The sequence below is a fragment of the Psychroserpens sp. genome, from assembly GCF_047633235.1.
Classification (GTDB): Bacteria; Bacteroidota; Bacteroidia; order Flavobacteriales; family Flavobacteriaceae; genus Psychroserpens.
Map to the genome: position 1 here is coordinate 1 of NZ_JBLIET010000017.1, position 14,496 is coordinate 14,496.

Below are 14,496 nucleotides of genomic sequence, written 5' to 3' on the forward strand. Positions count from 1 at the left end.
CCTTTATCAAAACATACGGCTAGGTGATCTGGTCGCTCGCGTTTGATGACATCTAATAAAGAGTTCATAAAACCCATTATTGCAGAGGTGTCTTCGCCTTTAGAGTTGATTCTTGGGTTTTTTATAAAAGCGTAATACCCACGGAATATTAAAGCGTAAGCATCAACGAGAAATAGACGTTTTTGATCTGACATTTGAAAGGTTTAAAATGTGAAGCGGTATGTCACTTGGAGCGCAGTCGAAATAAATGGTCTCTTGATATTTGAAACGTCTCGACTAGGCTCAAAATGTTAGCATAACACTGTTTATGATTTACTACAATGAACAGCATGCAAATTACGAAAACTTATGCGTTTATATGGAACAAATTAATCTACAATTTGTAATTTTCCGAAGTAAAAAAAATAGCAATGAATACATTTTCAATAGCCATCCATGGAGGCGCAGGAACACTCGTAAAAGGGATGATGACTTCAGCATTAGAAGCGGCATATCGAGCCCATTTAAAAAACGCTTTAGATCAAGGTTACGCACTCCTTGAAAATGGAGGAACAGCGGTTGATGCTGTAGAAAAAGCGGTTCAGGTCTTAGAAGATTCTCCGTTATTTAATGCAGGAAAAGGCGCTGTATTTACGGCGACAGGATCTCATGAAATGGATGCGAGCATCATGGATGGGAAAACGTTAAATGCAGGTGGTGTGAGTTTAATCACAGGGGTTAAAAACCCGGTTAGTCTTGCAAAAGCTATTATGGAAAAAAGTGAGCATGTGTTTCTTGCAGGAGAAGGTGCGATGCAGTTTGCTAAAGAATTGGATTATAAACTCGAAGATGCTAGTTATTTTTATGATGAATTGCGATACAAACAATGGTTAGAAATTAAGGATACCGATAGTTTTCAATTAGATCACGCCACAAAGAAAGATTCTAAATTTGGAACGGTTGGCGCCGTAGCTTGTGACCAAAACGGAAATATTGCAGCAGCCACTTCTACTGGTGGTATGACCAATAAAAAATGGGGACGTGTTGGTGATTCTCCGATGATTGGCGCAGGAAATTATGCCAATAATAAAACTTGTGCTATTTCATGTACAGGAAGTGGTGAGTTTTTTATTCGTGGTGTTGTAGCCTATGATGTGGCTTGCTTAATGGAACACAAAAACATGAGCTTAAAAGAGGCTTCCGAAGAAGTCATTCATAAACGTATTCTAGAGATTGGTGGTGATGGTGGTTTGATTGCGGTAGACACTTCGGGTAATATTTCAATGCCCTTTAATACCGAAGGCATGTATCGTGCAAGCAAAACATCACAAGGGGAGGAAGAAATTTCTATTTATAAATAGTCTAATGTTTTTTTTTGGAGCCGAGTTATAGGGAGAAAGTAGAGGATTATAGACCACACAAACAGACTATTCAAAATGAATAAAAGTGTCTTGTGATTGGTTAATATGACACACGTTGCCATATCAAGGTATAATAGCATCACAAAAAAGTTTGGGGTATACAACATAAGGTCTCTCAAAGCATTATGGTTGTATAGTGTTTTGTCATTAATTTTAAGTTTCAGCCAATGTGAGTCTTCAGAGGATAAAGGAGACCAGACTTGTTTTTTATCTTGATCTAGCCAGGTAAATAGACGTTTTAATGTATCTACAGATTTCGATTTGTAATTAATTATCAATTGTGATTTCGGAATGCTTATGAATGCTATCAAAACAATGGCTAAGGATTCTAAAAAATGTCCAAATCTAAAAGATGTTAGCGTAAATAATGAGGTGTGAAAAATAATAATGAACCAAATGGTGAGGCGTCTTGATTTTTTGAATAAAATTAGAATAGCGATAGTAAATTCAGTAAACATGGCTACGTATGATAAGAGCCTAGCTAATACTAAATCGGGTAATAATGACGATACATATACGTATACAGGATTCTCCCTAGCGCTTCCTAACCAAGTATCCATAAAGACTCCAGACCACCAATCATCGTCTAAAAATTTATTAATGGAGGCGCCAAAATAGACCAGACTCAACTGTAAAATTAAAAGATATGGTGGTTCCTTGTCATTAGTTAATCCAGCTAAAAAAAGCGCGCAAGCGCAAATAAAAACATGATTGAAAAATAAGGGTTTTGAAGCTAGAATGCTTAGGAGAACTGTGACTCCAGCTACGATACTGGCGGTTCTAACTTTAATATTAAATAACACTGCAAATGCACTGATGACAAATAGTGTTTTTAGCGTATAATTAAAAACGTTTGGATATCTATTGAAAATATCCATTGCAGGAATAAAAGGAATAAACGGATCTGTTATTTTAAAAAAAATGTGATGCGCAATTAATAACAATATAAACAGTTTACACATCAATAGCACATTGGGATGCATTTTTGTGCCTTCAAACTGAAATGGTCGTAAAATAAATGCTGTCATGTTAGTTATTGCTTATAGCGCCATTCTTTTTCTTCGTGACCATTGGTAGAATATTTCATCAAGACTTTAGCATTATCTGTTTTGCCATAGGTATCTTCATATTGAGAAATGAGGGAGAAAATATTATCGATTGAGCGTTGTTCCCAGCCTCTCATTTTGTATTTGTAGCGTGCTTCGGCTTCTTGTTGTGTTAAGACTTTTCTATCGATAGTTACAAATACTTCAAATTTTACATGCGTATCGTATGGAGCCCAACAAAAAAAGCGCTCAGGATTAAAACGAGCGTATAGAATTGAGCCCACTTGGAGTAAAATAAATAAAAACCCTATTGCAAACCTTATTTTCATAGGTTTAAACCTATAACTAATTATAATTGATAGCAATAAAATCGGTTAAACGGTTGTTCTATTAGTGCAAACTCAACTTTAGTCTTATGTCTAAGGAAACGGTCACTATTAGAATGCAAATATGCACACAAATTTATTAGAGATATTGAAGTGCTTTTAGGACGTGTTTTGGGGGCTGAACGACTGACGTCTATGACGATAACAATTACTGGGTCTGTAACTATTTACGATGCTTTCCTTACGTCAGTCAGGTCTGTTTTGCGAATAGTAAAAAAGAATGTTGTTGTTATTGCCTTCAGTGCAGAAATCGAGTCGTTTTAAAAGGATATCGTTCTCAAAAAGTGAGATTTTTATTACCAAGGTGATTTTATATAAAAGGCGCTTCTATAGGTAGAATTTTCACCTTTTTCTTTTCTATATGAAAACTATCACTATTTGATAAAATATGTGTGCGCATACCAGTTAAAGACATTGGTGTACCTTCTGTGAGAATTTTATGCTTATTGTGTTTTAGACGTCTACCATCAAAAATGATAACCATTCCAGAGCCAATGACTCTACACCTCTTGTTTTTAATAATCATGCCCGTATCTTCAGCTAAACCAATCCCAATTAATTTAGGAAATTGGGCGACAGCCTCAGAAATTCTACCAAAACGACCGCGTTTAATAAAGTGTGTATCGATGATTAGTCCAGGAACTAAACCTAGGCCTTTATACATTTTTACAGCGCCCTTAATAAAGGATTCTGTGGCACTTCCACCAGCAATCATTTCTTGAGACATCATCATTGCTCCAGCACTCGTGCCAGCAACAACAAAGCCTTTTTCATTTTTATAACGGTATTTTATAATCTCGTGAATCTCCGTGCCACCAATCTTGTCGGTAATTTTAGATTGATCACCTCCAGAAAACATGATGCAATTAGCCGCTTTTATTAAATCTATAGATTCTTGCTTTTCAGAGTCCTCTTGACTTCTAATATCTAAAACTGTAACATTTTTGCAACCTAGAGTAGAAAATGCTTCTAGATAATTTTCTCCAACTTCTACAGGGATACTTGACGCTGTTGGGATGACAACAATGTTTGCGTCTGTTCCTCCAGCTTCTCTTACAACATGAAATAAAATACCGTCATCAATAAACTCTAAAGTGTATTGTTCATTATCTTCTATTCCTTTGTCTTCATTTCCACCAATAGGAATTAGGGTTCCTTTATTCGTCAGCATAAAATCTTTCTGTAGTTTGAATATTGAGCAAAAATAACTAAATTTTCTGTTGAAAAATGTTATATTTATAATCTTTCTCATTAACTAACTGAAAAATAATCATACATGAAAATACGCGAAATAAATGCCATGAGAGGTCCAAACTATTGGTCAATAAGAAGACATAAACTTATTGTGATGGTTTTGGATTTAGAAGATATGGAGGAAAAACCAACGAATAAAGTTGAGGGTTTTTCTGAACGTTTAAAGGCCATGTTTCCGACCATGTTTTCTCACCGTTGTTCTGAAGGTTGTGAAGGTGGTTTTTTTATGCGTGTCGATGATGGGACTTGGATGGGACATGTTATAGAACATATCGCACTCGAGACTCAAACCTTAGCTGGAATGGATACAGGTTTTGGGAGAACACGTGGTTATGGAGAAGAGGGCGTTTACAACGTGGTCTTCTCTTATATGGAAGAAAGTGTTGGACGTTATGCAGCAGAATCAGCAGTTAGAATTTGCGAAGCACTCATAAGTGGAGAAAAATATGATTTGACTGATGACATTCAAGAAATGCGTGAGTTGCGTGAAGCTGATAGATTGGGTCCAAGTACAGGATCAATAGTTGAAGAGGCTGAGGCTCGAGGAATTCCTTGGATTAGATTAAATAAATATTCTTTATGTCAATTAGGGTATGGCGCTAATCAAAAACGTATTCAAGCTACTGTTACCAGTGAAACGAGTAGTATTGGTGTAGAACTAGCATGCGATAAAGAAGATACAAAATACCTTTTAGAGCAGGCTGAAATTCAGGTTCCCAAAGGCGATATTATTAAACGAGAACGCAGTCTTGCAGAAGCCTGTCGTTATGTTGGCTACCCTTTGGTTATTAAGCCTGTAGATGGAAATCACGGAAGAGGTATTACAGTAGATATCCAAAATTATGACGAAGCATTAGTAGCGTTTAATCATGCCAAAGATAGCTCACGATGTGGTTCTATAATTGTAGAAAAGTTTATCACTGGAGAAGATTATAGATTATTAGTAATTAATAATGTGTTAGTCGCTGGGGCTGTTAGAACGCCTGCTCATGTTATTGGCGACGGAAAATCTACTGTTCAAGAACTTATAGATATAGTAAATAGTGATCCACGACGTGGTTTTGGACATGAAAACGTGTTGACAAAAATTACTACGAATGAACTAACTCTAACCATTATTAAAGATGCTGGCTATACTCTAGAGTCTGTTATTCCAGCAGGTGAAAGACTCATTTTAAAGGACACAGCCAATTTAAGTACTGGCGGTACAGCTGCAGATATTACAGATATTATACACCCTGCAAACGTGAGTATGGCAGAGCGTATTTCAAAAATTATCGATTTAGATATTTGCGGCATTGATATTATGACCACAGATATCTCTAAACCATTGTCTGAAACTGGAGGTGCAGTTCTTGAAGTGAATGCTGGACCAGGATTTAGAATGCACTTAGCACCAACAAGCGGATTACCTCGTAATGTTGCTGCACCAGTAATTGATAAATTATTTCCAACAAAAGGAGAAACAGGACGTATTCCTATTATTGCAATTTCAGGAACTAACGGGAAAACAACCACGACAAGATTGATTGCTCATATTGCAAAAATGAAAGGCCATCGTGTTGGTTACACCACTAGTGATGGTGTTTATATACAAAACAGATTACTCATGACAGGTGATTGTACAGGTCCTGCAAGTACAGAATTTGTTCTTAAAGATCCAACGGTAAATTTTGCGGTATTAGAATGTGCAAGAGGTGGATTATTACGAGCTGGATTAGGTTTTAAAAAATGTGATGTTGCTGTCGTTACTAATGTAGAAGCAGATCATTTAGGTTTAAAAGGAATTCACACGATAGAACAGCTCGCCAAAGTTAAGGCAGTGGTTCCAGAAACGGTCTTGCCAAGCGGTTATGCAATTTTAAATGCAGATGATGATTTGGTTTATGAAATGCGACGCAACGTAGAGTGTAATGTTGCCTTATTCTCCATGGACGAAAACAATCCAAGAATAAAGGCATTACAGAGACTTAACGGTGTTACCGCAGTTTATGAAAATGGATATGTTACTATTTGTAGAGGGGAATGGAAAATGCGCTTAATGAAGGCCGAACACATTCCATTAACGTATGGAGGGAAAGCTAAATTTATGATTCAAAATGTATTGGGTGCTGTTCTTGCTGGACACGTACAAGGCATTAGTATTGAAGATATGAAAGCTGCTTTAGAAACTTTTATTCCTTCAGCGTCACAAACGCCAGGACGGTTAAATATGTTTGAGTTTAAAGATTTTACGATTCTTTTAGACTATGCTCATAATCCAGCAGGAATGAGAGCACTTCAAAAATTTACAGATGAATTAGATGCGACAGTTAAAGTTGGAATTATTGCAGGAATAGGTGATAGACGTGAAGAAGATAATAAAGAAATGGGAGCTATTGCTGCTGAGATGTTTGATGAGATTATCATTCGTCAGGATAAACGATTAAGAGGTAAAACAGAAGAGCAACTTATTAATATGCTTAATGATGGTATTAAAAGCAAAGACCAAAATAAGAAAACCACGATCATTCCTTCAGAGAAAGAAGCAATTACTTTTGCAGTGAAAAATGCAGTTAAAGGATCTTTAATAATATTATGTAGTGATGTTATTCCTGATGCTTTAGAATTGGTTCAAGAATTTAAAGAACAAGAAAGTAGAGGAGAATTAACTTTTGATTAATAAGTTTAACCTCCTAAATAATGATATAAAAAAAGCCGAAACTTTAGTTTCGGCTTTTTTTATGTTTTATGATTTGACTAGCAAAGCTTAATAGTCTTTACTTTTATTTGTAAACTTTTTCTATAAGCTTTAATACTAATGATTTCAGAACTTTTCTTTCTGTTTAGTTTTAAAACTTTAGCTTTCATTGTAGAACTAGAAACAGTCTCTTGATTGATCCCGTTGGTTTCTAATGTTTTTTCGATTACAGTTTCTATAGTATCGTTATTTTTGATATCTTCATTAACTTCCTGCCCTATTGAAAGGAAAGGTAATAATGTAAAAGCTAAAATTGTTAATACTTTTTTCATAATCGCTGAGTAATTTTATTATTAAACTCATGTCAAAGAAACACAACCTTACGTCAGGTCATTAATATATTAGTTGAACATCGCCGATTTCTAGTTGAGATGAATGTGCTCGTAAAAAACACCGATGAAATACATAAAAATGGCTGGAAGGCCAATAAACACCTTCAGGATTAGATGATAGATTATTCAGATAACAGGTATTCAAAACTTTTTGATAAGCAAAAGTCGCAACAATTAGCCATTGGTAGAACGCCCTACAAGGAACGCATCAAAAAATTGAAAGCGTTACAAACTGCTTTAGAGGACACTTATAAGCAAGCGTTACGGGATGCCTTATATAAGGACTTTAACAAACCACAATTAGAAGTTGATCTTTCTGAGATTTATCCTGTGGTAGATGAAATTAAGTTTGTGAGTAAACATTTGAAATCTTGGCTCGGTAAACAAAAAGTAGATACTCCAATAACTTTGCTGGGAAGTACGTCATGGATTAAAAATGAATCTAAAGGTGTTTGTTTGATTATTTCGCCATGGAATTATCCAATCAATCTCACATTCGGTCCTTTAGTGTCTGCAATTGCAGCAGGTAACACCGTTATTTTGAAACCTAGTGAGATGACACCGCACACGTCTAAAGTAATGTGCGATATCGTTAATGATCTGTTTGAAGAACATGAAGTGGCACTTATAGAAGGTGAAGTTGAGGTATCAACTGAGTTACTCAAGCTTCCATTTAATCATATATTTTTTACAGGTTCACCACAAGTTGGCAAGATTGTCATGAAGGCAGCTTCAGAGCATTTGACTTCTGTAACCTTAGAATTAGGAGGTAAGTCTCCAGTTATTATCGATGATTCCTCAAATCTTGATAAAGCGGTTAAGAAAATTGTCTTTGGAAAGTTCTTAAACGTAGGTCAAACATGTATTGCTCCAGATTATGTATTCATTAACGAATCGCTAAAATCAGCGTTTATTGAAAGCTTTAAAAAGCACCTTAAAATTTTTTTCACTGAAGATCCTTCGCATTCAGATTCCTACGGAAGGATTGTGAATCAAAAACATTTTGAGAGATTAAAAGGGTATTTGGAAGACGCTATCTCTAGAAACGCAAGTATTGCTATTGGCGGAGCTTCCAAAGAAAAAGAAAATTATATAGAACCTACAGTAGTATTTGATCTTCCCGAAGACAGTGAACTGATGCAATATGAAATATTCGGACCAATTCTTCCAGTGAAAACATACACCTCTATGTCTGAAGTGCTAGAGTATATCAACTCAAAAGAAAAACCTTTAGCGCTTTATATTTTTAGTAAAAACAAAAAACGTATCAATGACATTATTAATAATACGAGGGCAGGAGGTACTTGTATTAATCATAATTTACTTCAATTTCAAAACCATAACTTACCTTTTGGAGGTTCTAATAATAGCGGTATTGGAAAGTCTCACGGCTATTTTGGATTCTTGGAATTTACCAATCAACGCTCGGTTCTAAAACAGCATACTCTTGGAGCTATTGATTTATTAACACCGCCTTATACTGACTTTAAGCAGAAGCTGGTAGATGTAACTATGAAGTGGTTTTAAGCTTTATTAAAATAATCAGAATGTATGTTTTCATTAACCTTATTTTGATACTTCATGTATGTAAACCCTTCATGGATACAATAGGATCCAGTTTCCCCTGCTTTGTTTATGGCTATGTAAGCGATTTGAAAATCTTTATAGCGATCGTTTTTACTGGTAATACGACGCACAGCCTCTTCACATGCTTTCTGAGGAGACATGCCATTTCGCATTAATTCTACAATTAGAAAACTCCCTACAGTTTTTAGTACTTCTTCACCCATGCCTGTTGCTACGGCACCTCCAACGGTATTATCTATAAATAAACCAGAACCAATAATTGGAGAATCTCCAACACGACCTTTCATTTTGTAGGAGAGTCCAGAAGTGGTGCAAGCACCAGCAATATCACCATCTTTGTCCATGCAAAGCATGCCAATGGTGTCGTGGTTTTCAATATTAATTAAGGGTTTGTACTCAGGAGATTTTAACCATTCTTCCCATGCTTTTTTAGAGTCTTCGGTTAAGAGGTTCTCTTTTTTAAATCCTTGTATATATGCAAATTCTTCAGCCCCTTTTGCAGCTAAAATGACATGAGGTGTCTCTGTCATAACACGTTTTGCTAGTTCAGCAACATTGGTGATATTCTCCACGCATAACACAGAGCCACAATCTCCATTGCTATCCATAACGCAAGCATCAAGAGTCACGTTTCCTTGTCTATCAGGAGCGCCTCCTTTGCCTACTGTCGTATTTTTTAAGTTTTCCTCTTCAACTTCTACTCCTGAAATGGCAGCGTCTAGAGCTTTAACTCCTTTATTCAGTTGTTCACCAGATTTAGCAGTAGCGCCAGCAAAAGCCCATGTGCAAATGGCAATAGGTAGTTTGTTTTCAATAGTCATCATAGATTCTTTTTTTGTTTTTTCTGAAGTCTCTCCCACACAACTCAAAACCGAACCTCCAACAGCTAGTCCAACACTAGTAATCGATGCGTTTTTAATAAATTGTCTTCTTTTCATATGTATTGTCCACGAAAGTGGATACCTGTTAGTTTTTGCCTCCAGAAAAACGGAAGCCTATATTAATACGTGACACCTTGCTTATCTAAAACAGTCTTTGTTCTAAAAGCATAAAACAATAAATACCCAAAACAAGCAACGGCCATCCAATAAGAGGATTGAATGCTAAATACATCTGCTAATTTTCCTTGTAATGGTGGAATAATCGCGCCACCTAGAATCATCATGACTAAAAATGCGGACCCTTGAGATGTGTATTTCCCTAAACCGGCAATACTTAAAGTAAAAATACAAGGCCACATTATAGAGCAGAATAATCCGCCAGATAGGAAGGCAAATAAGGCTACATTTCCAGTCGTAAATAGACCTACTAACATAGCTAAAATACCTAAGAAAGCAAATATTTTTAATGTCTTTACCGGGTTATCCTTAGCTAAAAAGAAACCGCCAATTTGAACAGCAACACAAATACCGAAAAACAATATTTCATTTGTAGAAAATGTTTTTCCAGCTATACCATTAAGCAATAGAACAACTCCAAAAGCAACATAAGGCACAAGGATAAGTAACCATTTTTTTAAACCTTTACTTGGATTAAAAACGGTAATGGCACCAACCCAACGACCAATCATAAGTCCGCCCCAATATAAGGAGATAAACGGTGCAATTCCTGCATCGTTAAGCACAGGCAATCCCAACGGATTTAAATTTGCGGCTTTATCTGCAACTTGCTTTAATAGTTCACCTAAATTACTACCAATGGTGACCTCTACACCAACGTAGGTGAATATGGCCAACATCCCTAAAACCAATTGTGGATATTTCATAGCTCCCCAACCTTCCGCTTTTTTAGACGCACTAGTATTAGCTATAACTATTGTCGATACTACTGCAAGTAATGCGATAAACAATAATATTAATCGGGTTTTTTCTAGACTATCGGTTGCGACTGCATCTCCAGAATAGGTGCTAAAAATGTAACCAAAGCATCCTAAAATAACAACAGTTAAAACAATGAGTAAATTTCTTGCTTTATTAGCGGGTTCAAAAATCGTTTCAGATTTTAATGCTGGTAATTTTTTAGAGAAATGGAATAAAGCTGCAGCTAATAAAAATAACACACCAACACCCAAATACAAGAATTGTACAGTGCTTAGCGTGATTTCATTGTTTTTAATCATTCTCACTAATTCTTCCGGACTAACAGAAGATGTTCCAAAAATGACTAATGCGACTACAATTGGTCCAATTGTAGTTCCTAAAGAATTAACACCTCCAGCTAAGTTTAAACGGTGTGAACCAGTTTCTGGGTCGCCAAGTGCAATAGCAAAAGGGTTTGCTGTAGTTTGCTGTAATGAAAAACCTAAACCAACAATAAATAAGGCGACTAATACAAAGTAGAACACATTAGTGTCTCCTTGTACTGCTCCAGCTGTTGCAGGATACATTATAAAAGCACCAACAGCCGACAAGAGTAACCCATATATGATACCTTTTTTGTAGCCCCAAGAATTAATTATATCCTTTTTAATAGAACTTGATATGATAAAAAGTGACAATGCACCAATAAAATAAGCACCATAAAATGCAAATTCTACGAGCTGAGATTGAAATTGATCGATTTCAAAGTAGGTTTTACAAAATGGGATAAATACACTATTAGAGGCTGCTATAAATCCCCAGAAAAAGAAGACCGTCACTAAAGTTGTTAATGCCGATTTGTTGTTTTGATTTGCCATGTGTTAGTTATCCAATTATTAGGTTCATTCTAAGTGATATTTGGTATTAGTGTCTAAATATAGTATAATCCTCTATTTGATTGATATTTCATCAGCAAAAATCCAACTTCTGCCATCGTGAGGATATCCTAAATGCCATTTAGGTAATTTGCCCATTTTTTTAGCTACAATTTTGACGTAGCGATAACTCCCTAGAGGAATACTAAAAGAGGTCGTATTAAGAAGCACATTCTCATTTTTAAGTGCTGCGTCTATGCTGATGGTTTTAATAGACGTAAATGTTTTGCCATCTTTTGAAACGAGACATTCTACTTCGGTTGGATAAAAAATCCAAGCCCCTTGATCTTGTAAAAAATTAATCCCAACAGCACTAACGGGCTTCATGTTTCCTAAATCAACGGTTGCAACAACATCTTCATCCCAATACCCTTGCCAAGTTCCAGTTCTATAATCTTGTGTACCCATAATACCATCTATCAACGCATCGTCGCCTCCAGCATTGTATTGGTTGGCGTATTTTGTATCTAATGTTATGGAGAGGTTTGGATCTATTTTATAGAATTTAGTGTTTACGGTTGCGCTTGTATTCCCATCATTATCTGCAGCATACACCTTTAGGGTTATGGCTTCGGAAATTTTAAAAGGCACAGTATATAGCTTGAATTTTGAATCATTTAGACTGTAAAAAATTTCTGTTTCAGAGTTTACAATTCCAAGACTGACTTCCGTCTCTCCTTTAAAAGCAACGTCTCCTGCTGCTATAAAAGGCACCGGAATAATGACATGGTCTGTAATTTCCGTTATTGGTTCTTGTCCGTCACGACTTCCCCAAAGGGCAGGATTATCAGTCATTTTAAATTCTAATGTTCCACCAGCCATGAGATCTTCATGTGATATAAATGATTGGTCTAGGGCTTTCCCGTTGAGGGACACATATTCTACATAAATGTTAGTATCACTTAAGTTATTGGTAGCGATTGTAAATTGTTTTCCGCTTTCTAAATTAATGGTCGCTTTATCAAATAAAGGCGTTCCTATAATGTATTGATTACTTCCTGGAGTTACAGGATAGAAACCCATAGATGAGAATACGAACCATGCGCTCATTTGTCCGCAGTCTTCATTTCCGGAAATACCATCAGGTGTGTTGGTGTATAGCTCTGTTAAAATTTGATGCACTCTTTCTTGTGTTTTATGAGGTTTGTTAACGAAATTGTAGAGGTACGCCATGTGATGACTTGGTTCATTTCCGTGAGCATATTGTCCAATCAAACCCGTAATATCTACTTGTTGGCGACCTGAAGTTTGGTCTTCCGCAGTAAATAATTCATCTAACTGGGCTTCTAGTTGATCTTTTCCGCCGAGAAGAGTCATAAATCCAGAAACATCTTGAGGCACATAAAAACTGTATTGCCAGGCGTTGGCTTCTGTATAATTGAAATTCACTTCATAAGGATCAAAAGGTGCAAACCATGTATTTCTAAAACGTCCTCTCATAAATTTTGTTTCAGGATCATAAATATTCTTATAGTACTGCGCTCTTTGGGTATATAATCTATAGTCATCATCCTTCCCCATCGCTTTTGCCATTTGTGCAATCGTCCAATCGTCATAGGCATATTCTAAAGTTTTGGAAACTGATTCACTTTCTTCTTCCACAGGAATAAATCCAAACTCTTTATAAGACTCTAAACCCAATTTATCTCTCGTCGCTGAATGTGTCATGGCGTTGAGTGCTTTTTCTGAGTCATAACCTCTAATGCCCTTCATGTAGGCATCTGAAATTACGGGAACCGCATGATATCCAATCATACATCCAGTGTAGTTGGCACTTAAATCCCAAATTGGCATGATGCCACCTTCATCATATTTTGCTAAAAATGTATTGATAAAATCATTCGTTCTGTCTTGCTCAATAATAGTATATAATGGGTGAGCAGCGCGGTACGTATCCCACAGTGAGAACACCGTATAATATTCAAAATCTTTAGTGTTGTGTATTTCTAAGTCCATGCCTCGATATCGACCGTCAACATCTTGATACAAATTAGGGGCTAACATGGTGTGAAATAATGCCGTGTAGAAATTTGTTTTGTAATCGTCATTTGGCGATTCCACAACGATTTTATTGAGTTGAGTTTCCCAAACGTCTTGTGCTTCTTTTTTGATTTGATCAAATGATTTATTACCTATTTCTTCTTGTAAGTTTTTTGCTGCACCAGCTTCATCAACGGCAGAAATACCAATTTTAATGTAAACTGGTTTGTTGTTAGGGTTGTCAAATTCAATAGCTGCTTTTTTACTTTGGTATTTATAATTTTTAGAAATAGGAGTACCATTTTCTTCGTAGGTGATATTTTTTATGGGTAGAGAAAATTGAATGGTATAAAACAAACGTTGGTCTGTTGCCCAAGCTTTAGAATGTCTAAAACCAGAAATAGTCGAGTCGTTGACTTTTTGAATCTTATAATCTAAAACCTGATCGCGATGTTCTAAATCTAAGATGAGGAACTGATTTTGTTCCGAAGGGAATTGATATTTATGAATTCCGCTACGTTTTGAAACCGTTAATTCTACATCAATTCCTGTTGAATCTAAATGTACTTTGTAATATCCAGGTTGTGCTATTTCATTATCATGAGAAAAATGAGCACGATAGCCTTCTTTTTTGTTTGAACCATTATTAAAGTTAATTGCATTTGTTGGCATTAAAAGAATATCGCCATAATCGCTAACACCTGTTCCGCTGAGGTGCGTGTGTGAGAATCCGTAGATATATGCATCACTGTAATGATAACCAGAACAACCATCCCAACCATCGAGTCTTGTGTCTGGACTTAGTTGCATCATACCAAAAGGCATTGTTGCACCTGGATAGGTGTGACCATGTCCACCAGTTCCAATGAACGGATTCACATATTCAATAAGTGGTTTGTCGTTTTTTGCGATGTCTATTGGTGGTTCTGTTGTGCAACTTGTTAGAATTAGGGCTGTTAAAACAATAGAGGAAATAGATTTCATAGAAGGGTGTTTAAATCGAATGAAAAGATACTAATTCTTAACGTATCGTTAAA

The 14,496-nt window shown here is 36.1% G+C and carries 11 protein-coding genes; 3 read left to right on the forward strand and 8 right to left on the reverse strand.

The window, feature by feature from the left end; genetic code table 11:
* A partial coding sequence (locus ACJAZK_RS07205) for a hypothetical protein (RefSeq protein WP_415223321.1) occupies window positions 1–194 on the reverse strand: 194 nt, incomplete at its 3' end.
* A 216-nt stretch (window positions 195–410) separates the two neighbouring features.
* Between ACJAZK_RS07205 and ACJAZK_RS07210 the strand changes: the two genes are divergently transcribed.
* On the forward strand, window positions 411–1,340 hold the full coding sequence (locus tag ACJAZK_RS07210) for an isoaspartyl peptidase/L-asparaginase family protein (protein ID WP_415223322.1): 930 nt from the start codon (window positions 411–413) through the stop codon (window positions 1,338–1,340).
* On the opposite strand, the gene ACJAZK_RS07215 is transcribed toward ACJAZK_RS07210, so the two are convergent.
* The 3 genes from ACJAZK_RS07215 to ACJAZK_RS07225 form a co-directional block, all read right to left on the reverse strand.
* Entirely contained in the window at window positions 1,331–2,428 is a 1,098-nt protein-coding gene (locus tag ACJAZK_RS07215; protein WP_415223323.1) for a hypothetical protein, read from the reverse strand. The two genes, ACJAZK_RS07210 and ACJAZK_RS07215, sit on opposite strands and share 10 nt — an antisense overlap.
* 5 nt (window positions 2,429–2,433) lie before the next feature.
* Window positions 2,434–2,775: a hypothetical protein gene (locus ACJAZK_RS07220; RefSeq protein WP_415223324.1), complete on the reverse strand. Its 342-nt coding sequence runs from the start codon at window positions 2,773–2,775 to the stop codon at window positions 2,434–2,436.
* Between the two features lie 367 nt (window positions 2,776–3,142).
* On the reverse strand, window positions 3,143–4,003 hold the full coding sequence (locus ACJAZK_RS07225; protein WP_415223325.1) for a cyanophycinase: 861 nt from the start codon (window positions 4,001–4,003) through the stop codon (window positions 3,143–3,145).
* A 105-nt stretch (window positions 4,004–4,108) separates the two neighbouring features.
* On the opposite strand from ACJAZK_RS07225, the gene cphA reads away from it, so the two are divergent.
* Entirely contained in the window at window positions 4,109–6,748 is a 2,640-nt protein-coding gene (gene cphA, locus ACJAZK_RS07230; protein WP_415223326.1) for a cyanophycin synthetase, read from the forward strand.
* A 77-nt stretch (window positions 6,749–6,825) separates the two neighbouring features.
* On the opposite strand, the gene ACJAZK_RS07235 is transcribed toward cphA, so the two are convergent.
* The gene (locus tag ACJAZK_RS07235) at window positions 6,826–7,098 is read right to left on the reverse strand and encodes a hypothetical protein (protein ID WP_415223327.1); all 273 of its coding nucleotides are present in this window, start codon (window positions 7,096–7,098) and stop codon (window positions 6,826–6,828) included.
* Window positions 7,099–7,272: 174 nt separating this feature from the next.
* Here ACJAZK_RS07235 and ACJAZK_RS07240 point away from each other — a divergent pair, with 174 nt between their 5' ends.
* The gene (locus ACJAZK_RS07240) at window positions 7,273–8,685 is read left to right on the forward strand and encodes an aldehyde dehydrogenase family protein (protein ID WP_415223328.1); all 1,413 of its coding nucleotides are present in this window, start codon (window positions 7,273–7,275) and stop codon (window positions 8,683–8,685) included.
* Here the strand turns inward: ACJAZK_RS07240 and ACJAZK_RS07245 are convergent.
* The 3 genes from ACJAZK_RS07245 to ACJAZK_RS07255 all read right to left on the reverse strand — a co-directional run bounded on the left by ACJAZK_RS07245 (window position 8,682) and on the right by ACJAZK_RS07255 (window position 14,443).
* Window positions 8,682–9,683, reverse strand: a complete 1,002-nt coding sequence (locus ACJAZK_RS07245) for an isoaspartyl peptidase/L-asparaginase family protein (RefSeq protein WP_415223329.1) — start codon at window positions 9,681–9,683, stop codon at window positions 8,682–8,684. The two genes, ACJAZK_RS07240 and ACJAZK_RS07245, sit on opposite strands and share 4 nt — an antisense overlap.
* A 62-nt stretch (window positions 9,684–9,745) precedes the next feature.
* Window positions 9,746–11,422: an MFS transporter gene (locus ACJAZK_RS07250; RefSeq protein ID WP_415223330.1), complete on the reverse strand. Its 1,677-nt coding sequence runs from the start codon at window positions 11,420–11,422 to the stop codon at window positions 9,746–9,748.
* A gap of 72 nt (window positions 11,423–11,494) precedes the next feature.
* On the reverse strand, window positions 11,495–14,443 hold the full coding sequence (locus tag ACJAZK_RS07255; protein ID WP_415223331.1) for a GH92 family glycosyl hydrolase: 2,949 nt from the start codon (window positions 14,441–14,443) through the stop codon (window positions 11,495–11,497).
* Between the last annotated feature and the right edge of the window lie 53 nt (window positions 14,444–14,496).